Origin of the sequence: Paenibacillus sp. FSL R5-0378 (assembly GCF_038009285.1) — a bacterium.
GTDB classification, from domain to species: Bacteria; Bacillota; Bacilli; order Paenibacillales; family Paenibacillaceae; genus Paenibacillus_AQ; species Paenibacillus_AQ favisporus.
Genome location: NZ_JBBPAY010000001.1, coordinates 5,415,543 through 5,440,247, shown reverse-complemented (window position 1 = coordinate 5,440,247; position 24,705 = coordinate 5,415,543). Strand labels below are relative to the sequence as shown.

The following is a 24,705-nucleotide window of genomic DNA, read 5'->3' as shown; positions in this document are numbered from 1 at the left end:
CTGATCAGGTGATGTACGGAAACCGGTTTTTCGACTAGTCCAGCTCCGGATGATGGAAATGCCAATCGGTGCTTTGTTCATACGCGTGGCCGATGCCGAGCAGTTCCGCTTCGGCAAACGGTTTGCCGATGAGCTGCATGCTGATCGGCATCCCTGCAGCCGAAAAGCCGCAGGGTATGGCGAGGCTCGGCAGGCCGGTTACGTTCGTCGGCATGGTCAGTTCAGCGAAGCGCATGCTGATTTCGACGTCGTGGATGCCGGGCGCAGTTGCCGGGAGGGTCGGGGTAAGCAGGACGTCGGCTGCAGACAGCGCCTGCATATACTCCTGCTGCAGGAGCCGGCGCGCCCGCTGTGCCTGCAAATAGTGGACGGCCGGGATCAGGCGGGCGCCTTCGATCATTCCCCGGACATCCGGTCCGTACTGCTCCGGCTGTTCCCGGTACCACTTCTCGTGAATGGAGGCGACCTCACCCATACAAATGCCGTTGCCGATTGCGCTGACACGGCTTAGGAGCGGGATCTCCACTTCAATGACATTCGCTCCAAGCAGCTTGAACTGTCCCATGGCTGCCTGGAGGGCGGCCTCCACCTCCGGATCAATGCCGTCGTAGTAAAAGGACGAGGGAATCCCGATGGTAATGCCGTGCAGATCGCCGCGCAGCATGCCGGTGAAATCCGGGACCGATACGTCGGCCGACGTATCGTCCAGCGGGTCATACCCCGCCATAGCCTGAAGGCAGATGGCGGCGTCTTGGGTCGAGCGGGTCAGCGGGCCGGCGTGGTCCAGCGACCACGACAGCGGAAAAATGCCATGGCGGCTGACCCTGCCGTATGTCGGCTTCAGGCCGACGATGCCGCAGGCTGCTGCGGGAATGCGGACTGAGCCGCCGGTGTCCGTGCCTGTGCCCATGTAGGCAAGTCCGGCCGCTACGGCCGATCCCGAGCCACCGCTTGAGCCGCCCGGCGATTTCTCCAGGTTCCACGGATTGTGGCAGGGACCGAAATGAGGGCTGTTCGTCAGCGTCCCGGCGGCAAACTCATGGGTCTGCACTTTGCCGAGCAGGACCGCGCCTGCTTCTCCTAGCTTACGGACGACGGTGGCATCCGTATCCGGCACGAATGTTTCGAGGATTTTGGAGCCGACAGCCGTCCGGATTCCCTGGGTATTGTAAATATCTTTGTGGGCGATAGGAATGCCGTGAAGCGGACCTCTGTACTCTCCTTTCATGATTTCAACTTCGGCCGCTTTGGCCTGGGCGAGCGCGAGATCGGCCGTAACCGTTACGTACGCATTCAGCCGGGGATTGAGCGTTTCAATCCGTTCGAGAAGCATCTGCGTAATTTCGACGGGTGAAATGCGGCGGCTGCGGATCCGTTCCGATAAGCCGGCGATCGTATCATACAGCAGCTCCTGATGCAGGGTGGTCATAGATAACATCTCCTTTGCGAAAAAAAATGTGGATGAGTACTCTACCTCTCGAATGACTTGAACAAATGGATTCTTTAAGGATATTCACCCATAGTTGATTTACCTTCAATTTGTGTCATTTCTATGGAAGAATAATGGTCCTCGAACGCAAAAATCCAATCGTTTTTTGTAAATAGGGAGGTAATTGTTAAGAAACATAACATATTTTCACCGAAAAGGGGCTAAAACAAGGTATAGAATGTTTCGATATCCTAACATTGCAGAATTTATGTTAGTATTTATCACACAAGCAGCGTTCCTGGCATGCTACAACAAAACCGATTGATTAAAGGCCGGGAAGATCCATTTTTCTGAAGCTGCGAAGGAGGGAATATGATGTCAAATCTTTTGGAAATCGACAGCCTTGTCACCTCATTTTCGACCAAGAAAGGGATGGTGGATGCCGTCAGGGGAGTCACCCTGCGGGTCAAAAAAGGCAAGACGACGGTTATTCTCGGGGAATCGGGTTCGGGGAAGAGCGTCATGCTCCGTTCCATACTGCGGCTGACGCAGCGCGGTTCGAATGTTGCCGGCAGCGTCCGGCTCGAAGGAGAAGACTTGCTGGGCAAATCGCCGAAAGAAATGGTGGCGATCCGCGGGAACCGGGTGGCGATGATATTCCAGGACGCCCTCTCGGCGCTCGACCCGCTGTACCGGGTCGGCGACCAGCTGAAGGAAACGATCAGGGCGCACCATAAGGTGGGGAGAAGGGAAGCGAAGGATAGGGTCATCGAGCTGTTCCGTAAGGTCGGCATTCCTTCGCCGGAAGAAAGGGTGCGTGCCTACCCGCACGAGATGAGCGGCGGCATGCGGCAGAGGGCGGTCATTGCGATGGCGCTCGGCTGCCGTCCCGATCTGCTTCTTGCCGATGAACCGACCACCGCCCTGGACGTTACCATTCAGGCGCAAATCCTCCGGCTGTTCAAGGAGCTTCAGGCCGAGTTCGGAATGTCGATCGTGCTGGTCACCCATGATATCGGCGTGGCCGCCGAAATGGCCGACGAGATCGCCGTCATGTATGCCGGCAAAATCGTCGAGTATGGATCGGCGGAGGAGGTTCTGACCAGACCGATGCATCCCTACACAGCCGGGCTGATTGCTGCTACGCCTCAGAGCAAGCAAACGGGAAGGCTGTCCACCATCCCAGGACAGCCGCCGCTCATTACGGAAATGCCGCCGGGATGCGCTTTTGCACAGCGCTGTCCTTATGCCGAGAGCCGGTGCACGGAGAGTGTCCCGGATTACGTAAGCGCGGGACGATCGCAGCAGGCGGCCTGCTTCCAGCTTGCCGGCCGGGAAAGATACGCCCAATAAAAATAATGGAACCCTGTGGAGGTGCCGGAGATGAAACCATACTCAAGCTTGAAAAAAACGTACGCCATCACTCTACTGCTGCTTATCCTGTGCCTCTCAATGGTTCTTAGCGGGTGCGGCAGAGGCGGAGCGGCCGCCGAAGGCTCGGCGGCGAAAGGGACTTTGGTGATTGCCATGTCCGCCGCGAACATCCCGGTACCGGACACGATGCCGACCGAAGGTTACGAAGGGATGCGTTTTGTCGGGTATCAGCTGTACGACGCGCTGGTGAAATGGGATTTGACGCAGGGCGACAAGCCGGCCGAACTCACGGGCGGCCTGGCCGAATCGTGGGAACATTCGAACAGCGATCCGACCGAGTGGACCTTTCATCTGCGCCAAGGGGTTGAGTTCCATGACGGAACGCCGTTTAATGCGGATTCGGTCATCTTTGCCCTCGACCGTCTGTTGAAGCCGGATTCCCCGTATTACGATGCAAAAATTGCTGGTTCCACCGGCAGCTCGCTTCGTTTTATCGCGAAGTACGCCAAGGCTGACGAAAACACGGTTCGAATCTATACCAACGGACCATACAGCTTTCTGCTGTACGACTTGGCCAGCATCTTGATACCAAGCCCGGAAGCGGTCAAGAAATACGGCGGGGATTATGCGAATCATCCCACCGGAACAGGGCCCTTTAAATTCGTGAGCATGAAGCAGGGGCAGGAATTGGTTATGGATAAGAACGACAAGTACTGGGGCACGGCCCCGAAACTGGAACGGGTGGTGCTCCGGCCGATCAGCGATCCGTCCGCCCGGCTCGCGGCTATACAGTCCGGGGAGGTCAACTGGGCCGAGATTCCGCCAACCGAATCGATTGAGCAGCTGAAAAGCATGGGATTCCAGGTGCTGACCAATACGTACCCGCACATTTGGCCGTATGTCCTGAACACGGCCGATGGCCCATGGAAAGACAAAAGGGTGCGGCAGGCGGCGAATTACGCCATCGACCGAGAGGGCATGAGCGCCGACTTGCTGGGTGGCGCCTCCATCCCGGCGACGCAGCTGATGTACAAAGGGCATGCTTGGTACAGTTCCGATGCGGAGCCGTATGCCTATGACCCGGACAAAGCCAAGAAGCTGCTGGCGGAAGCGGGTTATCCCAATGGCTTCTCAACCACCTTCCTGGTCCCGACAAGCGGATCCGGCAACATGTGGCCGGTGCAGATGAACGAATACGTTCAGAAGGACCTGAAGGCTGTGGGGATCGACGTGAAAATCGAATCTATCGAGTGGCAGTCGCTGCTGACCCAGTATCTTCAAGGGTTCCCCAAAGACAAGGAGGTGGGCGCAATAAATATTTCCCTTCCGACCATTGCTCCGAACTCCTTCCCGAACTTCTTCTCGTCGGCGGCTCTGTTTCCGAAAGGCTTGAATATCGGCGGATACTCCAATCCGGAGCTGGATCGGATATTGAACGAGGCGCAGACCAGCTTCGACGCCGGTAAGCGGGATGTGCTGCTGAAGCAGGCCTCGGCGATCATTGCGGAGGACGCCCCTTGGATCTTCGTCGTGCATGACCTGAACTTGAGGGTGCTCGCGCCGGATATTCACGGCTTTGTTCAGCCTCAGTCCTGGTTTGCGGATCTGACGGGCATCTCCATCGAGTAAAAAAGGGGGTATACGCGCATGGTTGCTTTTATCAGTAAACGTCTGCTTCTGTTCATCCCCACGCTGTTTGGCGTATCCGTCATCGTGTTTCTGATGCTCCAAATGGTCCCCGGCGATCCCGTCAACACGATCGTTCCTGCGGATGCGACCGAGGAAGAGCGGATGCAGGTAACACGAGAGCTTGGGCTCGACAAGCCGATTTATGTGCAGTTCATCTATTGGCTCGTCCATATGTTTCAAGGGGATATGGGAACCTCTATCATCAAGCGGCTGCCGGTCAGCGAACTGCTGCTCCCGGCTGTAGGAAATACGCTGCTGCTGGCGGCGGCTTCCGCCGTCGTATCGTTCGGCCTCGGCCTGGCCATCGGCGTTTACAGCGCATACCGTCCCAAATCGTGGGCGGCTTCCCTGTTCAACGTGCTGGGACTCGCCGGAATCGGAATGCCGAATTTCTGGGCCGCGCTGATTCTGATTGGGATATTCTCCGTCAGTCTCGGCTGGCTCCCTTCCTCCGGGATGCAGAGTATCGGGGGTGGAGGGCTGCTGGATACCTTCAGACACCTGATCCTCCCGACGATTGCGGCTTCCCTGACGACGCTTGGCGTTATGACCCGGATGGTGCGCAGTACGATCGCGGGTTTGCTCCAGCAGGACTTCGTATTCGCGCTGCAGGCCAAAGGTGCACCGGCAGGCAAAGTGCTGCGCCATGTGCTCAAGAACGGCATGCCGACCATTTTGACGGTGGCCGGGCTCCAATTCGGCTATTTGATCGGCGGCTCCGTCCTGGTGGAAACGGTCTTTGCCTGGCCCGGCATCGGCCAGTTGATCTACCAGGCGATCGGGCAGCGGGACTTTCCCATCGTCCAATCGGGCGTTCTTGTGGTAGCTGTCGCTTTTGTTCTCATCAATCTGGCAGTCGACTCACTGCATGCGGTTCTTGATCCAAGAGTAAGGCATTCTTGAAAGGAGTGGGCAGCATGGCTACCAATGTTCAATCCATTGTTCCCGATGCGGCTTCGGCCGCTAGTTTGCCAAAACAGCCCTCGCAGGCTGCCGAACGATGGCGGGCGTTCTGCAGGCGGAGAGCGGCGCTGGTCGCGCTGGTCATTCTCGCCGCGATCGTCCTCGCCTGCATCGCCGCCCCGTGGCTGTCCCCGTATGATCCTTACGCGGGTAACGTCAAAGAGAGGCTTCTCCCTGTCGGGTCGGCGGGACATCTTCTTGGCACGGATGAACAAGGCAGGGATTTGCTCACCCGGATCTTGTACGGGGGGCGGCTGAGCCTGCTGTCAGGCATCGTCCCGGTCATCATCGCCGTTATCCTAGGAGGCGGGCTTGGAATCATTGCCGGATATTTTAAAGGTATCGTCAACACGCTCATCATGCGCACGCTGGATATTTTGTTCTCGTTCCCGGCGATTCTGCTGGCCATCGGCATCTCCGCTTCGCTCGGTCCGGGCATCAGCAACATCATGATCTCGGCGACGATCGTCTTCATTCCGCCGATTGCCCGCATTGCCGAAACGGCCGTGAAGGAGGTGAAGAAGGAGGAGTATATCGAAGCCGCGCTGTCCAGCGGGGCCGGAACGGGGCTCATCATCCGTTTTCATGTTCTAAACAACATTTTTTCCCGACTTTTTGTCTACAGCACGACCCAGATCGGCATCTGCCTCATGCTCGCGTCCGGTCTGAGCTTTCTGGGACTCGGCGTATCGCCGCCGACGCCGGAGTGGGGATTTATGCTCAACAATTTGAAACAAGTCATATTTATTGAGCCCATCGTTACGATCGTCCCAGGCATCTTTATATTCGTCACATCGCTTGCGCTCAACATCGTATCCGACGCCTTGTCGGATGTACTGGACAGCAAAGGTTAAGGAGGGATAACAGATGGAGCACATTCTTGAAGTGGCCGATGTCAGCAAGACCTTTCCTCTGCGGGGGATGTTCGGACAGAGCAAGGGAGGGGTGTCCGCCGTCAACGGGGTATCCTTCACGCTGAAATCCCAGGGTACGCTCGGCATCGTGGGCGAGTCCGGATGCGGAAAGTCTACTTTGGCCCGGCTGATCATGAGGCTGATTGAGCCTGACCAAGGGCAGGTCCGATACAAAAACGAGGATTTGCTGAAGCTCGGCGGTTCCGATTTGAAGAAAATGAGGAAACGGATTCAAATGGTGTTTCAAAATCCTTATTCTTCGCTGAATCCGAAGCTGACCATTCTGGACAATGTGGCGTTCCCGCTGTGGGCGAATGGAACCGGGCGGGCTGCCGCCAGTACGCAGGCATACCGTTATTTGGATGCGGTAGGCTTGCCCAAATCCTATGCCGCGAAGTATCCGCATCATTTAAGCGGCGGGCAGAGGCAGCGCGTGGCCATTGCCAGGGCGCTTGTGCTCGAACCGGACATCGTCATTGCCGACGAGGCGGTGTCGGCGCTGGACAAATCGGTGCAGGCCCAGGTGCTGAACCTGTTTCAAGATCTGAAAAAGGAGTTCGACCTGTCGCTGATCTTTATTTCCCACGATCTGCACGTGGTGGAATATATGAGCGACGATGTCATGGTGATGTATTTGGGCGGCGTCGTGGAGAAGGGGCCGAAGGAAGAAGTTTTCGCGAATCCACGGCATCCTTACACGCAGGCGCTTCTCAAGTCGGTGCCCTCGGTGGACCTGGCCGTTCGCAAGGCGCCGGAAACCGTGCTGCTGAAGGGTGACCTCCCGAGTCCGCTGAATCCGCCGTCCGGCTGCCGCTTCCGGACGCGGTGCATGTTCACCGAAGCGCGCTGCGCACAGAATGTGCCGGCTCTCGTTGAGGTAGGTGAGGGTCATCACGCGGCGTGCTTGCTGGTACACGAAGGAATGGCGGCCGTTCAAAATTTGTAGAAGGGTGTGTGAATATACGATGACAAATCCAAAGTTCGGCTCTAGCGAGGTTCAGGACATCGTTACGGTAGCTGCGATAAATTTTCATCCCATATGGGGGGACAAGGCGGATAATTTGAAGCGCATGAAAGGCTATGTGCGGACGGCGGCGAAGCAGGGCGCGGATTTGATATTGTTCCCGGAAACCGCGCTGACCGGCTACGGTGTCAAGGATGACGACACTGAAATGCAGAGCAAGAATGCCGAAACGGTGCCCGGCGAATCGACGCTGGCCCTTGCTGAGCTGTCCAAGGAATACGGTGTGTATGTCGTGCTTGGGATGCCGGAGCGGGATGCGGCGGACCCGGATATCATCTACAACTCCGCGGCCGTGATCGGTCCGGAAGGCGTAATCGGCGCCTACCGCAAAATCCATCCGGCAGCCAAGGAGTCGCTGTGGGCGACAAAGGGCAGCGAGCCGCTCATGTTCGACACGCCATGGGGACCGGTGGGGGTCGGCATCTGTTACGATTCCTACTGCTTCCCTGAACTGGTCCGGTATTATACCGCGCTTGGTTCGCGGATATATTTGAATCCGACGGCGATCCACAATGTGGAGGGATGGCAGGACCTGTATTACACGACGCTCAAATCGAGATCGCTGGAGAACGGCACGTTTATCGTCAGCTCGAACCTTGTCGGCCAGGATTACGATTCGTATTTTCCCGGCGGCAGCATGATCGTTGGTCCTGCAAGCCACATCGGCTCGGAATACAAGGGGGCGCCGGTCGAGGACAAGGAGGCGGTCGTGCTGGCGACCCTCGATTTGAGCCAGGCGGGAGGCCGGCTCCCGTTGTTTGAGCACAATCCGCTGACCGGTGTGCCGGACTGGAGGCCTGACATATACCTGCACATGCTGAGCGGCATAACCCGGAACGGCAAGTGGGCCGGCAGCTCGGAAAATAAGCTGCTCCCTAAGCCGCAGGCCGCCGTCATCGTGTAAACTCGTCTGCCGATAACGAACAAAAGCCGCCCTCTGCCTGGTCTGTTAGACTAGGGAGAAGGCGGCTTGTTGTTATGCTTGACATGCTCGTCGTCGGAACGACTTGGATGCCGCGGAACGCAGCTTACCAGCTGCTGTATAGCTTAGCGTTCGTCCGAAGTCAGGTCCAGCCAGTCAAGCTCCGCACGGCTCAGCTGAATCCGGGAGCCCTCATCGCAGGAACGCAGCTCTTCAGCTGACTGGGCGCCGATCAGGGCGCAGGTCGGGAACGGCTGGTTCAGCACGTAAGCGAGGGCGATTTGGATGGCGGTCACGCCGCGCTCCGCGCCGAGCTGCTTCGCACGCTCCAGGCGCTCCCAGTTGGCGTCGCTGTAGAACACGCGGACCAGGTCGGCGTTGTCGCGGACTTCCGGCGTAAACCGGCCGGTAAAGAAGCCTCTTGCCTGGGAAGACCAGGAGAAGAGCGGAAACTGCTCGGCTTCATGCCAGGCGCAGGTTTCGGCATCGGCCGAGACGCAGCCTTTCCAGAACGGCTCGTTCGGCTTGGCAAGGCTGAGGTTCGGGCTGCTGAAGGTAAAGCCGGTCAAGCCTTTCTCGGCCGCGTAATCGTTGGCTTCCTTGATCCGCTGCCAAGTCCAGTTGGAACAGCCGATGGCGCCGACGGTACCTGACTTGACATATTCGTTCAAAATTTCGATCACTTCGCCGGCAGGCACGTTCGGATCGTCCCGGTGCAGCGCGTACAGATCGATAAAATCGGTTTGCAGCCGCTTCAGGCTGGTCGTAATATCGTGCCGGATGGCTTCCTTGTTGACGCGCGGACCGTTCTGGTCGTGATGGGCGCCCTTGGTCAGGATAACGATCTGATCCCGGTTGCCGCGCTCCTTCATGTAACGGCCCAGCACTTCTTCGCTTTCGCCGCCGCAGTAGATGTGAGCGGAGTCGACGGAATTGCCGCCGATGGCCAGATACGCGTCCATGTTGGCAGCGGCTTTATCGTACGAATTGTGGAAAAAGTAGTCCGTGCCTTTCATCAAACGGGAAACCTTTTTATCCAGACCTTTGACGGAAATGTATTCCATGGATAATACCCTCCTAAGCTATTGTGGTTTTTTTTATGGCTCGTTACAGCGCAACCCGGGTATGCTCGCGAGCAGACAGCAAGCAGGCGTCAATCACCTTCATGTTGTTAATCGCATCATCGGGCTGGAACTGCAGCGGCGTTTTGTTCATAATGGCCCGGGCGAGCTGATCGGCCTGCAGGCTGTATGCGTTTACATGAGGAACCTCGATTTCGCTCCGCTCCCCGCGTACGGTCAAGAAGAAGTTGCCGCTGCCCGGCGTCGGTGTAACGTAGGCTGAAGGCACCTCGATGATGCCGTCCGTGCCGAGGATTTCCAGCGGATTGCGCGACGCGGCCCACATGGCGCAGTCGAAGGTCAGTGCGACGGAGCCGTCAAATTCGATGAGGCCGGAGGCCATCATATCGACATCGTCATGCTCCGGTGAGAAGAAGGCGTTCACCGTGACGGCGATCGGTTCCTTGCCGAGCAGCAGCCGAGCCGCGTTGATCGGATAGCATCCGACGTCGTAGATCGAGCCGCCGCCCCAATCCTTGCGGTAGCGGACGTTCGTTTTGTCGCCGGCGTTGTTAAAAGTAAAGGCGCTGCGGATGCCGCGGACTTCGCCGATTTGGCCCGAGTCGATAATCTGCTTAATCTTGTCGTAGCGGGGGTGGTAGCGGTACATGAAGGCTTCGGACAAGTACACGCCCGCTTTGGCGGCGGCTTCAGCCATTTCGGCGGCTTCGCTTTCGGTCAGGGCCAGCGGCTTCTCGCATAGGATATGCTTGCCGGCTTCCGCCGCGCGGATTGTCCACTCTTTATGAAGATGATTCGGCAAAGGAATGTATACGACGTCGATGGACGGATCCTCAAGCAGCTCCTCGTAGCTTCCGTGAGCGACCGGAATATTCAGGTCCGCCGCCGTCTGCTTTGCTTTCTCCTCGTTCCGGCTGGCGATGGCGGCGACTTCATTCAGCTCGGACTGCTGCACCCCGGGAATGACCGAGCGCTTGGCGATGCCCGCGCAGCCCAGTACGCCCCATTTCAATTTCTGGCTCATGTTCGTGTATCATCTCCTCAAGAAGGTTATTTATGATTATATTGCGATTATAGAAGATTGTATTTAAAATTAATATAATACGATTTTGCAATGCATTATAACAATATTGTCATTTGGGGTGAGGACAGGTGAAGCGGCAAAGCCATTTGCTGACCCTTCCGTCGATGCCGTTTTTCTGTTTTCCTGAATCGGTCGGCTTTTACCGGAACGATCCGGGTCACAGCGTATTCCGGGAGGCGGGGGCCTTGAACAATTTCAACATTCATTACGTGGCTGCAGGCAGAGGGTACGTAGAAGTGGAGGATGTGGTCTATGAGCTGGGGCCGGGAGAGGCCGTGCTGTATTTTCCCATGCAGCGCCAGCGGTACTACAGCAGCGAGGAAGACCCGTGGGATATCCGCTGGTTTCACTTCTACGGGAGCGGTCTGCAGGATTATTTGATCGAACGCGGTCTGCATCACAGCCTCTTATGGACGATCCGCCAATCGGCTTCGTTTGAGCAGGCGCACGAAAATTTGCTGCTGGAGGCAGAAGAGCACCGGATGCTCCACCCGGTCCGCCTCTCGACACTTACTTACGCGCTGCTGGCCGAATTTATCGAGCATGCCACTCCGTTGTCTCCGGTCAAATCGAACAATTCGGGCAGCCGGATCCTGGAGCTGCTTCCGGTCATGCAGCAGGAGGCGGTCAAGCCGTTCATCCTGGAGGATTGGGCGGGCAGACTTGGCATATCCACCTACTACTTCTGCAAGCTGTTCCGCAGCGTAACCGAGATGACGCCGATGGAGTTCATCACGCGCTGCCGCCTGCAGATGGCGAAGCAGTGGCTGCTCGAGCGAAAGAGTGCGACGATCGGGCAGATCGCAGAGGACGCGGGATATCCAAGCGTGAGCTATTTCAACAAGCGTTTTATGGAGCATGAGGGGATGACGCCCTCGGCTTACCGGCGGTTATACGGGGGGGCGTAAACGTAGGGGATCGTTCGGCGGTAATCTGCGAGGATAACATTTGTCCCATAATTGAGGTCTTTCCTGCCACCTGACCGAATACCACCGTTACTCCTAGCAATTTTAAAAAGTAAAGCAATAAAGCCGGTCCCTCGCAAGTTGAGGGACCGGCTTTTTTGCTTTGATTTCAGTTCTTCGCTGTCTTTTTACGGTTATTTCCCGTTCCTGTTCGCTGTTTCATAACCCTCCAGCTTCTCCATATCGGCGCTAGGCGCTGGACCGCTGGACCCGCGCTTCAGCAGTTTGGTGGGCAAGAGCAGTTCGGTATACGGATGCTCGGGATGATCCATCCGCCAGAACAGCTGCTCCACGGCCTTGCGTCCGTACAGCTTCAGATCCACATCCATCGTCGTGATTTGGGGCGTGGACACCTGGGACAAATAGCCGTTGTCGAAGCTGACGACGGAGACGTCCTCCGGCACGCTGTAACCCGATTGCTGCAGGGCCGAATTCAGGTAAAAGCCGAGCCCGTCGTTGACGCAGAACCAAGCCGTCGGGAGCTGTGGCAGCGTTTTTATTTTTTGCAAAATATAATCCGTGTTCTCTACAGCATCCTTGATTACCCATGGCTCGTGGATCTCCAGCCCGAAGTCGTTCATCGCCAGTACGTATCCTTCCCAGCGCTCGTAATAACTTGGCGAAAACGAAGTGTTGGCCAGCAGGCCGATCTTTCGATGTCCCAGCTCTGTCAAGTGACGGACGGCCTCATAAGCGCTAAACCGGTTGTTGGTTAAAATGCAGTCAGCATGGATAGAGGGATGGTGATGGTCGATGAGAACCGTCGGTTTACCCATGTTTGTAATGGTATTGATATAGTCAGTTGTAATGTGAGACAGAATGAGGATGCCGTCCACGGATTGATTGAGCAGAAACGAAGGGAGAGCCAGCTTATCAGCCGACTGCTTGCTGACCGATTGGATCAGGAGATTTTTTCCCCTGCGCACCGTTTCCTGTTCGATACTCAAATAAATTTCACCAAAGAAACTTTTCATAGAAAAGGCAAAATCAGAAGCGATCAGCGCAATATTTCCGGTCTGTTCCAGCTCGCCGGAGCGGCGCTTACGACTTTGCGAATACACATATCCCATACGGTGTGCCGTTTCGAGGATCAGCTTCCGCGTATCTTCGCTGACCCCGTCTTTTCCCGACAGCGCCTGGGACACGGAATTCTTCGATATATTCAGCTGCTCTGCAATATCCTGCATGGTTACTTTATCCTTCATATGACACCTCAATCTTTGTTTTGCCTGCATAATTGGAGTTCTTTCTAAGAAACTTAAAAAGAAGCCTGTCTTGCAATAAATCACATTACGATAAATTGTAACGTTACAAGTTCTATAAGTAAAGAGCCTTTATATAAAAAGATTATTCCGTCTTTAATAAAGTGTTGACAAGGTTTTTGTAATGCACAATAATAGGGTTACACAAACGCTTACAAAATATTGAGTAATCTTAATTTGTAACGTTACAAAATAATGTTTCGAGTCTTTGGAATGATGCTTTCAATCTTTCGAGACAATTTTTTTGAGGAGGTCAACGATTCGATGAAAAGAAAAATGCTCGGACTTCTGGCTTTGGTGTTGGTGTTATCCTCCATGCTCGCGGCCTGCGGTTCCAAAAAGCAAAGCGCAACGACGGCGGATGGTGTGACGACCATTGAGTTTTGGGCGGCAGCCAATCCGACGCAGCAAGCCTTCTGGGAGAAGATGGCCAAGGCGTACGAACAGACCAATTCCAAAGTGAAAATCAACGTCAGCGTCATCAAGGAATCTCCAAGCTCCGAGGCCAGCATTCAGGCTGCGATTGCCGGGGGAAGCGCCCCGACCATTTCGGAAAACATCAACCGCGGTTTTGCCGCCCAGCTTGCAAACAGCAAGGCACTGGTGCCGCTTGATACGCTAAGCGGATTTAACGATATCGTCACCACCCGTAATATGAAAAATACGATTGAACCATGGAAGTTCGCCGACGGGCATCAATACGTGCTCCCGATTTACTCCAATGCGATGCTGTTCGGCTGGCGCCTTGACCTGCTGAAGGAACTGGGGTACAACGAGCCGCCTAAAACGTACAGCGAAGCGCTTGAAGTGAATAAGAAGCTGAAAGCGAAATATCCGGACAAATACTTTTGGGCCAAAGCGGACCTCGCCGATCCGACGGCATGGAAGAGATGGTTTGACTTCTTCATGCTGTATAACGCGGCTTCCGGCGGCAATAAATTCATTGAAGGCAACAAGTTCGTCGGGGATGAGAAGGCGGGCGTCGAAACGCTGAAGTTTATTGACGATCTCCGCAAGGACAAGGGCATCCTGGCGCAAAACGTACAGGATCCGTTCGAGACCGGCACAAGCCTGTTTATCGACCTCGGTCCTTGGACCTTTACGAACTGGGCCGAGAAGTTCCCGGACATGAAATACAACCAGAACTACACGCTGAGCATGCCTCCGGTACCTGACGGCGTAGACCCGAAAGATTCCAAAACGTTTGCCGATACGAAAGGGCTTGTGATCTATGCGTCGGCCACCAAGGAGCAGCAGCAGGCGGCGATGGATTTTGTGAAGTGGGTCTATTCGGATGCGAAAAACGACGCCCAGTGGTTTGATGAAACGAAGCTGCCTCCGGCTCGTGACGACCTGACCACCAACGAATCCTTCAAGGCGATTTTGGACAAAAACCCGGAACTGAAGCCTTATGCTGAAAATGTGCCGAATGCGGTGCCGCCGATGGATAATCCGAAATATAACGACCTGCAGACCTTTATTGGACAAGAATGCTGGAATAAAGTCGTCCGCGGGGAGATCGATCCGGCAGCCGGATGGGCGAACATGAAGAAAGCCATTGAAGGGGAACTTCAATAAAAGGAGTCTTCTAAATGAAAGAAAACAATAACCGGTTGGGCTGGCTGTTTGCCAGTCCCTACCTGATTTACTCCCTTGTATTTTTCCTGATTCCGCTCGTTTGGTCTTTTTATTTGTCTTTTACGAACTGGGATCTGATCGCTCCCGAATATGACTTTGTCGGCTTTGACAATTTTGCCAAGGCACTCAAATCGCCCGGCGTGCACGCCGCGTTTTGGGTGACATACAAATTCATGATGGTGTTTGTGCCGCTAGTGATCGTGCTGTCGCTCGTCGTTTCGGTTCTGGTGCACAGTCTTCCGCGTTTGAAAAGCTTATTTCTCATCGGCTTTTTCCTGCCGTACCTGTCTTCCGGCGTCGTATCGGCGCTGATTGTAAAAGGTTTGCTGTCTTTCAACAGCCCGGTCAACACGGCGCTGCGCAAAATCGGCATTAACATCGACTGGCTGGGGACTTCCTGGTCGGCACTTCTGATCGTCGGCATGATTATGGCTTGGAAATTTACCGGGTACTACGCGCTCATTCTGACGTCGGGCCTGGAAAGCATAGATCACGAAGTATACGAAGCGGCTGCCATCGACGGAGTTACCGGCCGGCAGCGCTTCTGGAAAATTACGCTTCCGCTGCTGTACCCTGCGCTCTATACGACGCTGATTCTCGCTTTCGGCGTCACTTTCGGCATCTTCACCGAGGTATACCAGCTGACAGGCGGAGGTCCAAACAATGCCACCAATACGTGGCAGATGGAAATTTACAGCCAGGCGTTCAAAAATCTGCAGGCCGGTTATGCGTCTGCGGTGGCGCTGCTCGCTTCGGTAGCTACCTTTATTTCGATCTTTATCATCCGGAAACTGCTAGAAAAGTGGGGTGCGCGAAATGGTTGGGTCTAAACGCAGCCGCAAGTCCAGTCTGGCCATCCGCTATATCATCGCAGGAGTATTGCTGCTCGTGATGGTGTATCCGTATTTGTACATGGTGCTGAATTCGTTTGCCGACTGGACACAGGTGGATCGAAAGCTGATTCCGAGCTCGTATACGCTGAAGTCGTACACCTGGCTGTTTACAGGCGGGGAGACGGGAATCACGCGGCCCTGGCTGGGCGCTTTTGTAAACAGTATCATCGTGTCGCTGCTGTCGACCTTCCTCATGATGATGTTCGGAGTGATGGTCGCTTATGCCCTTTCGAAGCTGAAATGGCGCGGCAGGGATACCGTCAACAACTTCATTTTGTTCCATATGTTTTTTCCGGCCATCATTCTGCTGATTCCGAGCTTTCTCATTATTCAAAAGCTGGGCTGGTACGACACCTATTGGGCTCTGATCATTCCGAAAGGGGTCAGCCTGTGGGCGATCTTCATGTACACGAACTTCTTCAAGGCGGTGCCATCCGTCTTTATTGAAGCGGCCAAGCTGGACGGAGCAAGGGATTTTCAAATTTTGTACAAAATCATGATGCCGATGTCCAAGTCCATCACCAGCGTCGTCTTCCTGTTCCTGCTGATGGAGCGCTGGACCGAGCTGCTGTGGGATATGATCATGGTTCGCAGCGACGGGATGCTGACGCTGAACGTCCTGCTTTCGCAGATGTTCGGTCCGTACGGATCGTATCCGGGTCCGCTGTACGCGGGATCGGTGCTGCTGTCCCTGCCGATCATCATCCTGTTCATCATCTTCGGCAAAAACTTCCAGAAGGGCATGCAGGTCAGCTTGAAATAAGCGCTGCGCGATAGGAAGGAGCGGATCTCCATGGGGGAGAAGACGGTGGCTGCAGAGACACCCTGGTGGAAAAGCAGCGTTTTTTATGAAATCTACATGCCAAGCTTTTGTGACGGCAACGGGGATGGCACCGGCGATTTCCAGGGATTGACCTCCAAGCTGGATTACTTGCGGGAACTTGGAATCGGGGCCATCTGGCTGACCCCGTTTTATCCTTCGCCGCGCGTAGATAACGGCTATGACATCTCGGATTATTACGGGGTGGATCCGGTGTTCGGTACGCTGGATGACTTTGACCATTTCGTCCGGGAAGCCCACCGCCGCGGCATTCGCGTGATCGCGGATCTGGTGCTGAATCATACATCCGCCGAGCATCCCTGGTTCATGGAGTCCCGGTCATCACGGACGAGTCCAAAGCGGGATTGGTACATCTGGAAGGATGCCGTGGACGGCGGCACACCGAACAATTGGGAGTCCTTTTTCGGAGGGACGGCATGGGAATGGGATGAGGCGACCGGGCAGTATTATTACCATGCCTTCGCCAAAGAGCAGGTAGATCTCAACTGGGCGAATCCCGAGGTCAGGGAGGCCATGAAGGAAGTGATGTCGTTTTGGCTCGGCCGCGGGATTGACGGTTTCCGGCTGGACGTCATTAATTTCCTGAAGGTGTCCGGGCAGTTTAAGGAAAACCCGGTCACGGCGGATGGCGAACAGGATCACCGGTTCGACCAAAATCAGGAGGGCATCGTGGAGGCCATCCGCGATATTTGCGAATTCGTGCGGTCTCAGAACAAAGATGTATTGATGGTAGGCGAAGTCGGTTCCGAGGATATGGAGGTGCTGCGCCGATACAGCGGCGGGGACCTGCTGGACGTGGTGTTTAATTTTAACCTGGGCAGCCGCAAGGAACTGAAGGTCCATGAGATGTTTGCCGAGCTTGTTCGGATGGAGGAGCTTCACCGGCCGGAGCAGGTGCCCACGATTTTCTTCAGCAGCCATGACATGCCGCGGCATTATAGCCGCTTTTCTTCTGGAGACGATTCCGTGGACCTGTGCACCGCCAAGCTGATGGCTGCATTGCTGCTGACCGCCAAAGGCGTTCCCTTCATTTATTACGGTGATGAAATCGGCATGCGGGACTTCGTGCCGGCGGACATCGGGCAAATGCGCGATATTCAGGGGCTGACCGCATACCGGATGGCAAAAGAATCGGGGATGCCCGAGGCCGATGCGCTTGCCGCCGCCATCCTTCGAAGCCGGGATCACTCCAGAACGCCGATGCAGTGGGATGGGAGCCGTTACGGCGGATTTTCACTTCACGGATCGTGGATACCCCTCGGCCCGTCGTCCCGGCAGGTTCACGTCCAGAAGCAGTGGGGGAGCAAGGACTCACTGCTGGAATTTTACCGCTCCCTCATCCGGCTGCGTGGTAAGCATAAGGCACTCCAAACCGGTAAGTACACCTTTTTGAAGCGGAAAGGGGAGTGTATTTACTACGGCCGTCGATCGGAGGAGGAAGAGATTTGGGTTGCGCTTAATTTCGGGAACCGACCGTGCGATTTGAGCCATTTGGCTGCCGACGCGGCTTTGTACCGGTTACTGCTGACCAGCAAAGAAACGTCCGCGGATCCGAATCGCTGTCATTCACTGGTTATTGATCCCTTTGAGGCTGCGGTCTGGGCAACGAACACGAACCATAACATGCAATGAATTTAACTTCGACCAGGTAGGGGGATCATCGTGTTAAACGTGAATAAAACGGAAGTAAAAACATGCCGTGTGCTGCTGGAACAGTACATGGCGGGGCGGGAGAGAACCGCCCCTGCTCACAAGGCGGAGAAGCTGGTTTTTACTGGCGTCGGAGACCGGGATGTATATAACATCACGGCTCCGTTCGAGGATGATGGGCGGACCGTCATCGCGGGCCGGGTGGAATCCCGGGACAGTGAGCATTCCCAGGTCGTGTTCTTCGTGGAAAACGACGGTGCCTGGGTGCCGCTTGAAGGAGCGCCGGTGCTCGAACTGCAGGACCCGTTTCATACCCGTATCGGCGGAGAGCTGATCATGGGCGGAGTTCAGATTTATCCGCACCCGGAGAAAGAGGGAGCGCTCATGTGGCGCACGGCAATTTACCGGGGCGGCCGCATCGCGGATTTAAAGCTGTTTTTCACCGGTCCGGACGGCATGAAGGATCTGCGGCTCACCGGACTTCCGGACGGCGGGATCGGCGTGTTCACCCGCCCGCAGGGCGATAAAGGCGGGCGCGGCCAGATCGGTTATTTCCAGACCACATCACTGGACGACTTGACTGTACAGGCGATTGAGGAAGCCCCGCTCCTGGAAGGCCAGTTTATCCCCGAAGAATGGGGAGGGGCCAATGAAATCCACGTGCTAAGCAACGGCCTTCTAGGCGTGCTGGGACATACGGCCTGTTACGATGCCGAAGGCGATCGTCATTATTATCCCATGATTTTTGTACTCGATCCGCAGACGGCTGCGTTTTCCGATATGATGCTGATTGCGGTGCGGGCTGATTTTCTGCCGGGTCCGGCCAAGCGCGAAGACCTTCAGGACGTCGTATTCAGCGGCGGCATCCTGCGCCGGGGCGACGGGACGGCGGTGCTGTATGCGGGAATAAGCGATGCGGAGGCACAACGTCTGATCATAGCCGATCCTTTTGCGAGATTCGAATCCTAGTTAATACAATGAAGGAGCTTGATCCGAATGAACATTTATCGATATCCTGAAAATCCTTTAATCACCCCTGCCGACGTCAAGCCTCACCGCGAGGGCTTTGAGGTGATCGGTGCATTTAATGCTGGCATCGCCGAGTATCAAGGGGAAACACTGATGCTGCTGCGTGTGGCGGAGCGTCCGGTCAGCGGCGATCCGAACGTCGTCATCGCTCCTGTATTCAATGCGGAGCGTGGTGATCTTGAACTGATTCCTTTCCGCAAAGACGATGACCGGTACGATTTCTCCGACCCGCGGGTGATCCGCAATAAATCCAAAAACGGCACGTTTGAGTATTTGACATCCCTTTCCTACATCCGAATCGCCCGCAGCAGGGACGGCCACCACTTCACGGTGGACGATCAGCCGTTCATTTATCCTTCCAACGAACAGGAAGCGTTCGGCATCGAGGATCCGCGGGTCACGCAGATCGGCGATACTTACTACATTTATTTTTCCGTCGTGTCTCCCGTAGGGATCGGTGAATCGCTTGTGTCGACCACCGACTTTGTGACGACCCGGCATCACGGCATGATCTTCGGTCCGGACAATAAGGACGTGCTCATTTTCCCGGAAAAGATCAACGGCAAATACTACGCTCTCCATCGTCCGACCATGAAAAGCATCGGAAATCCGGAAATTTGGATCGCGGAATCCGACAATTTGCTCTATTGGGGCAATCATAAGCATCTGCTCGGCCTCCGGGACGGGATGTGGGACAGCGGCCGGATCGGCGGCGGCGCCGTGCCGTTCAAGACCGACAAAGGCTGGCTTGAGCTGTATCACGGAGCGACATCGGATCACCGCTACTGCATGGGTGCCGTGCTTCTCGATCTGAACGATCCGACGCGGGTGATCGCCCGATCCGGGAAGCCGGTGATGGAGCCTGAGGCGGAATATGAAAAGCAGGGCTTTTTTGGGGACGTGGTGTTTTCCTGCGGCGCCGTCATTGACGGTGACACGGTGAAAATGTTCTATGGTGTTGCGGACACCTCCATGGCCTGTGCGGAGCTCAGCGTGAAGGAAATATTGGACAGCCTCGAATACCTCGAAGCCAAAGTTTAGGATCGGGACACGGAACGCCAAAACAAATCATTGTTTTGGCGTTCTATTACATCAGGCCCGGACGAGCCGGTTCGGCTTGCAGCAAGGGCGAAGTGAGGGGAACAGCATGATCATCAAAGACCATTGGAAGCTGCGGGATTTCAGGGAAGGGGAGGCGAAGGATCTTGAAGTGGCCTCGCCGCTGTATGACGATTACTTTTGGATGTCGGCGGAGGTCCCGGGCGACGTCCATACCACACTGATTCGCCATGGACTGATCGACGATCCGTTCTATGGGCACAACGACCAGAAGTGCCGGTGGGTGGAGGAGCGGATCTGGTGGTACCGGACCGTTTTTACACTGGACGAGGCACCGCGGCCGGACGACAAAATGCTGCTGGTGTTCGAAGGCCTGGACACCTTTGCGACCGTGTATTTGAACGGTGCGGAGCTTGGTTCGACGGACAACATGTTTATCAGCCATACGTTCGAAGTCAGCCGCGAGCTGAAGCCGGGCAAAAATGTCATCGCCGTCAAATTTGACCCGGTCCATGCGAAAGTGGGCGGGAAGGCCGTCTCCACATTCTGGTCCGGTTTTAGCAAGGAACGGGTCTGGACCCGTAAAAACCAAAGCCATTTCGGCTGGGATTGGGGGCCACCGCTCCTGTGCGCTGGAATCTGGAAGGAAGTCCGGCTCGAGAAATACGATGCTGTCAGAATAGAGCATGTCTATGCTCGGACGGCGGAGGTTGGCGAGATGGAGGCGCTGGTTGATATTTCGGTGGAATTGACTTCATGGGACCGCCGGAAAACATACAGTGTTCTTGTTGAGCTCCTCGACGGGGAGAGCGGGGAGGTGGCGGCTGCAGAAACGTTGGAGATCAGCGGAACCGCCGGCAGCGGGCTGTCCGGATTGGCCGGCGGCATGAGCCTAGCGGGCGGAACGAAACTTCGCGTATCGAAGCCCAAACTGTGGTGGACCCATGATCTCGGCACGCCCCATTTATATGAGCTGCGGATTTCGGTGCACGCGGACGGGATCACCCTGGACAAGCGCAGCCAGAAGCTGGGGATTCGCACGCTGGAGCTGAAGCAGCGGGATGCCGATGGAAAACCTGCCTTTACTTTTATGCTGAACGGCGTTCCTGTATTTTCCAAGGGAGCTAACTGGATCCCGATCGACAGCTTTATCGGCGCGGTGCCGGATGTCCGTTATTCCCGCCTGATCGGCATGGCGAAGGCAGCGAACATGAATATGCTCCGGGTCTGGGGAGGGGGCATTTACGAACGGGATATTTTCTATGATGAGTGTGACCGCCTGGGAATTTTGGTATGGCAGGACTTTATGTTTGCCTGTGCCCTGTATCCCGACTATAACCGCAATTTTATGGATAACGTCGCGGAAGAAGTGCAGCAGGTCGTCAAGCGGCTGCGCAGCCGGACATGCCTGGCCCTGTGGTGCGGCAATAACGAAAATGACTGGCTGTATGAGGCACTGCATGCGAGCGGAGACATCCCGCATCCTTTTTACGGCGAGAAAATCAATCATGAACTGATGCCTGCGCTTCTGGAGCAGCTGGATCCTTCCCGGACATTCTGGCCGAGCTCTCCTTACGGAGGGAACGACCACAATTCCCGTGAGGAAGGGGACACGCATAACTGGCAGGTCTGGCACGGCAATATCGAGCCGAGGGTATTCGGCGAGCCCCAGCTTCAGGACTACAGCGTGGAAGGGTTGTCGTTCAAGAAATTCAAGGAGGACCGCACGAAGTTCGCCAGCGAGTTCGGCATGCATGCTTCCGCCAATTTGTACACGCTGCAGCGGAACGTGCCGCAGACGGAGCTGGTGCTTGGCAGTGCGGAAATGATGAACCGCAACAAGGATATCAATCATCTCAAGGGCGTTATGCTGATGGAGGGATACACCGGGATTCCGGGCAACTTGGAGGAATACATCGATTTTTCCATGCTGACACAGGCCGAAGGCCTTAAATACGGTATCGAGCATTACCGAAGAAACAAGCCGGAGACGAGCGGGGCGTTGTTCTGGCAGTTCAACGACTGCTGGCCCGGCACCAGCTGGTCTGTCATCGACTATTACGGTCTGCCGAAAGCGGCTTACCATTACGCCCGCAAGTTTTATCATCCGCTGTTGTTGACGGCAGAGTATACGCCCGGGGATGCGGAACTCGTGCTGTGGGGCGTGAACGATGCGCGGGAAACTGTATCCAAGACGGCGGAGCTGGTTGTCTACGGCATGGACGGCCGTCAGGTATATGCCCGGACGTTCGCTGCCGAGATTGAGGCATGCGGGAAACAGCGCATCGCAGTGGTGAAGCTGGACGACCTGCTTCAAGGTCTCGACGCCGCTGAAGCCGTCTGCATTGTTCGCTGGATGGACGGCTGCGGGGAAGACAACTTTTATTATTTTTGCGACCATAAAGATATGAACTTCCGGCCCGTTAACTTGAACGTTCAGGTGAATCCCGAGGAAGGGAGCGTAACGGTATCCTCCGACTATGCCGCCCGAATGGTAAGGCTTGAGATGGACGAAGCCTGGCTGGATTGGGAGGATAATTATTTCGACCTGCTGCCGGGACAGACGCGAGTCATCCATGTCGGACAGAAGGAAGGCAAGGAGATTCCGTGGAATACATTGAGGGTATCGGCATTAAACGGCGCGTCGGTCGCGTTGAATAGACGACAGCCGGTTACGGAATGAGGAAGGGGAGAATTGGCGATGAGGGCGGCAGTGCTTATGGAGCAGGAAATAATGGATGTTAAGGAACAGAAGACCCCGGAGGCCGGCACCGGCGAGGTGCTGATTCGGGTGCGCAGCTGCGGCATTTGCGGAACGGACCAGCACATTTACCACGGCCATCCGGGTTCGGCGGAAGTGCATCCGCCGATCGTACTCGGGCATGAGCTGTCCGGCGAGGTGGTGGCGGTCGGGCAGGGCGTTAGCAGCTTAAAGGAAGGGGACCGGGTTTCGGTCGACCCGAATATATACTGCGGAAGCTGCGAATACTGCCGCAGCGGCAGGCTTCACTTATGCGACCGGCTGCAGGCAGTCGGCGTAACGCGGGACGGCGGCATGGCTGAATTCTGTCTTGTCCCTGCGGAAAATTGTTACATCATCCCGGACGCGATGAGCTATGAAGAAGCGGCCCTGCTTGAACCGCTCGGCTGCGTGCTGCACGGGTTTCGCAAGCTCGATATCCGGCCGCAGCATCAGGTGCTGATCATTGGCGGCGGATTTATCGGGCAGATCTTTCTGCAGCTCGTTCGCGAGCGCGGGGTTTCGCGGATTACGGTCAGCGAACCGGCGTCCTACAAGCATGAGACGCTGCGCGGCTTGGGTGCGGATGCGGTCGTATCGCCTCTCGATCCGGATACCGCGGACGTGCTGGCTTCCAGTTCCGATGTCGTGATCGAATGCGTCGGCCGGCCGGATTCTGTACAGACGGCCGTTCGCGCCGCCCGCAAGGGAGGGCAGGTGCTGCTGTTTGGCGTGGCCGCTCCGGATGCGGAGGCCGCCATCCGTCCTTTCGACATTTTTTCGAAGGAGCTGCGGATCATGGGTTCGTTCATCAATCCGTTTACCCACACGGATGCGATCCAGCTGGTATCCCGCGGCAAGGTCCGGCTCGCGCCTCTCATCAGCCACCGCTTCACACTGGAGCAGCTGCCGGATGCGATGCGGAATTACCCTCAGCTGGGGGTCAGCAAAGGCATCGTTCAAATCTAAAAGATGAAAGCGGGTTAGCCGGAATAGACACTGATAGAATCGGTGTCTATTTTTCCATTTTTGGGTAATCTATGATTGTTATCATCAAAAATTGATTTATTGACTGAAAAAAGAAAGATTACCAGCTTTGACCAAGCATTTTTGGTCATTTTTTCACGAACTAACATAATTGACCGTCCGTTAATTTAACTATATACTTCTTATAATATAAAGATTAGCGAAGGAGGAAATCGGATTGGAAGACAGATCCATGACCGTAAAGATTGAGATAGATACGCTGGTAACGATGCTGAAAATGGCCTTCTCCTTTGAGAATTGGGATAACATGATTAAAATTTCTACCGAACTTTATGAGTCCGCTTACGAGATGTATGTCGAACAAAAGGAACGGAATCGACGGCTTCAGGTTACGGAACGCCCGATCGTCTATTATTTCGGGTACAGCCATCTCATGAAGGGGCTTGCCTACCAAAAGAAGAAAATGTACCAAGAGGCTAAACAGTGCATAGCCAACTATGAAGATCTAAGCTACATGTCTGACGGTTCTCCTGCCAACAATCAGGCTGTCGAAAACTTCCGTTTTTTCGCAAGAGCCAATATGTTTACGCTTAACATTCTTTCAGGGAATTTGGACTGCCTGGAGGATTATTCAGCGTTTATACAGGAAAATCCATCCGAAACTCTCCCTGGACTAATCACGATTTTAGAGGCAGCAAATATACATAACTATGACGTCGATCATATCCTGGATATTCTTGTCGTCGAAGATTCGCAGCTCATTCCGATTGACCAAAATCCCGTAGATCTCTCCTATTATATTTCTTTTTTGTATTTGCTGGCGGTTTATAGATTTAAAAAAGAAAATCACGCAGAAGCGCTCGATAGGACTTTACAAGCTTTGACATTATCTGATAAACTTGAAGATGACAAAATTTTCAAAAAATGCGTCGCCTTATTCGAATCTTTCAGATCTTATGCTTCACAGTCTCAACTAGAATCGTACTCGTCTATCCAAAAAAACATTCTCAAAGGAGCGATTGAAGATGAAGAAGGTATTGTTTTCGACGGTAGTAGCATTAGGACTATTTAGTGTTAGTCTGCTGACAGCATCCGCCTTTACGACGCTGAACCACGGTGCCAACTATGATACGGCCAACCATGGAGCCAACTATTCGATC

The 24,705-nt window shown here is 55.1% G+C and carries 20 protein-coding genes; 16 read left to right on the top strand and 4 right to left on the bottom strand.

All coding sequences use genetic code 11. The features are described from left to right. Positions 1-34 precede the first annotated feature (34 nt). Positions 35-1,429 (bottom strand): Asp-tRNA(Asn)/Glu-tRNA(Gln) amidotransferase GatCAB subunit A, encoded by a 1,395-nt coding sequence (locus tag MKY74_RS25130; RefSeq protein WP_076171018.1) that lies wholly within the window; start codon positions 1,427-1,429, stop codon positions 35-37. Between the two features lie 372 nt (positions 1,430-1,801). Here MKY74_RS25130 and MKY74_RS25125 point away from each other — a divergent pair, with 372 nt between their 5' ends. Genes MKY74_RS25125 through MKY74_RS25100 form a run of 6 tightly spaced genes read left to right on the top strand, consistent with a single transcriptional unit; the run spans position 1,802 to position 8,297 of the window. Further along, positions 1,802-2,782, top strand: coding sequence for an ABC transporter ATP-binding protein (locus MKY74_RS25125; protein WP_341013111.1), 981 nt, complete (start codon positions 1,802-1,804; stop codon positions 2,780-2,782). A gap of 30 nt (positions 2,783-2,812) precedes the next feature. Further along, complete coding sequence (locus MKY74_RS25120) at positions 2,813-4,432, top strand: ABC transporter substrate-binding protein (RefSeq protein WP_076171022.1); 1,620 nt, start codon at positions 2,813-2,815, stop codon at positions 4,430-4,432. A gap of 18 nt (positions 4,433-4,450) precedes the next feature. Then, a complete protein-coding gene (locus MKY74_RS25115; RefSeq protein WP_076171024.1) occupies positions 4,451-5,395 on the top strand; it encodes an ABC transporter permease in 945 nt (314 codons plus the stop codon). A gap of 14 nt (positions 5,396-5,409) precedes the next feature. Further along, the gene (locus MKY74_RS25110; protein ID WP_076171026.1) at positions 5,410-6,309 is read left to right on the top strand and encodes an ABC transporter permease; all 900 of its coding nucleotides are present in this window, start codon (positions 5,410-5,412) and stop codon (positions 6,307-6,309) included. A 13-nt stretch (positions 6,310-6,322) separates the two neighbouring features. Beyond that, positions 6,323-7,315 (top strand): ABC transporter ATP-binding protein, encoded by a 993-nt coding sequence (locus tag MKY74_RS25105; RefSeq protein ID WP_076171028.1) that lies wholly within the window; start codon positions 6,323-6,325, stop codon positions 7,313-7,315. Positions 7,316-7,334: 19 nt separating this feature from the next. Continuing rightward, positions 7,335-8,297: a carbon-nitrogen hydrolase family protein gene (locus tag MKY74_RS25100; RefSeq protein WP_076171030.1), complete on the top strand. Its 963-nt coding sequence runs from the start codon at positions 7,335-7,337 to the stop codon at positions 8,295-8,297. A 143-nt stretch (positions 8,298-8,440) separates the two neighbouring features. On the opposite strand, the gene MKY74_RS25095 is transcribed toward MKY74_RS25100, so the two are convergent. Further along, on the bottom strand, positions 8,441-9,379 hold the full coding sequence (locus MKY74_RS25095) for an aldo/keto reductase (RefSeq protein ID WP_076171032.1): 939 nt from the start codon (positions 9,377-9,379) through the stop codon (positions 8,441-8,443). Between the two features lie 43 nt (positions 9,380-9,422). Continuing rightward, on the bottom strand, positions 9,423-10,421 hold the full coding sequence (locus MKY74_RS25090) for a Gfo/Idh/MocA family protein (RefSeq protein ID WP_076171034.1): 999 nt from the start codon (positions 10,419-10,421) through the stop codon (positions 9,423-9,425). Between the two features lie 128 nt (positions 10,422-10,549). On the opposite strand from MKY74_RS25090, the gene MKY74_RS25085 reads away from it, so the two are divergent. Continuing rightward, the gene (locus MKY74_RS25085; protein ID WP_076171036.1) at positions 10,550-11,389 is read left to right on the top strand and encodes a helix-turn-helix transcriptional regulator; all 840 of its coding nucleotides are present in this window, start codon (positions 10,550-10,552) and stop codon (positions 11,387-11,389) included. A 191-nt stretch (positions 11,390-11,580) separates the two neighbouring features. Here the strand turns inward: MKY74_RS25085 and MKY74_RS25080 are convergent, their stop codons facing one another. Continuing rightward, positions 11,581-12,651 (bottom strand): LacI family DNA-binding transcriptional regulator, encoded by a 1,071-nt coding sequence (locus MKY74_RS25080; RefSeq protein WP_076171038.1) that lies wholly within the window; start codon positions 12,649-12,651, stop codon positions 11,581-11,583. 321 nt (positions 12,652-12,972) lie between these two features. Between MKY74_RS25080 and MKY74_RS25075 the strand changes: the two genes are divergently transcribed. The 9 genes from MKY74_RS25075 to MKY74_RS25035 all read left to right on the top strand — a co-directional run bounded on the left by MKY74_RS25075 (position 12,973) and on the right by MKY74_RS25035 (position 24,617). Next, complete coding sequence (locus MKY74_RS25075; protein ID WP_076171040.1) at positions 12,973-14,286, top strand: ABC transporter substrate-binding protein; 1,314 nt, start codon at positions 12,973-12,975, stop codon at positions 14,284-14,286. 14 nt (positions 14,287-14,300) lie between these two features. After that, the gene (locus tag MKY74_RS25070; protein ID WP_076171042.1) at positions 14,301-15,176 is read left to right on the top strand and encodes a carbohydrate ABC transporter permease; all 876 of its coding nucleotides are present in this window, start codon (positions 14,301-14,303) and stop codon (positions 15,174-15,176) included. Then, a complete protein-coding gene (locus MKY74_RS25065; RefSeq protein WP_076171045.1) occupies positions 15,163-16,002 on the top strand; it encodes a carbohydrate ABC transporter permease in 840 nt (279 codons plus the stop codon). The genes MKY74_RS25070 and MKY74_RS25065 overlap by 14 nt, the downstream gene beginning before the upstream one ends. 30 nt (positions 16,003-16,032) lie before the next feature. Next, positions 16,033-17,712, top strand: coding sequence for an alpha-glucosidase (locus tag MKY74_RS25060; RefSeq protein WP_244169280.1), 1,680 nt, complete (start codon positions 16,033-16,035; stop codon positions 17,710-17,712). Positions 17,713-17,799: 87 nt separating this feature from the next. Continuing rightward, positions 17,800-18,699 (top strand): MTP-1 family protein, encoded by a 900-nt coding sequence (locus MKY74_RS25055; protein WP_076171740.1) that lies wholly within the window; start codon positions 17,800-17,802, stop codon positions 18,697-18,699. A gap of 27 nt (positions 18,700-18,726) precedes the next feature. Continuing rightward, positions 18,727-19,800, top strand: coding sequence for a BtaManbiosPhlase (locus tag MKY74_RS25050; protein WP_076171047.1), 1,074 nt, complete (start codon positions 18,727-18,729; stop codon positions 19,798-19,800). Between the two features lie 106 nt (positions 19,801-19,906). Next, a complete protein-coding gene (locus tag MKY74_RS25045) occupies positions 19,907-22,501 on the top strand; it encodes a beta-mannosidase (RefSeq protein ID WP_076171049.1) in 2,595 nt (864 codons plus the stop codon). A gap of 36 nt (positions 22,502-22,537) precedes the next feature. After that, positions 22,538-23,527 carry a zinc-dependent alcohol dehydrogenase family protein gene (locus MKY74_RS25040; protein WP_244169281.1) on the top strand — a complete coding sequence of 330 codons (990 nt, stop codon included), beginning with the start codon at positions 22,538-22,540 and terminating at the stop codon, positions 23,525-23,527. A 235-nt stretch (positions 23,528-23,762) separates the two neighbouring features. Then, on the top strand, positions 23,763-24,617 hold the full coding sequence (locus MKY74_RS25035; protein ID WP_076171054.1) for a hypothetical protein: 855 nt from the start codon (positions 23,763-23,765) through the stop codon (positions 24,615-24,617). Positions 24,618-24,705 lie beyond the last annotated feature (88 nt).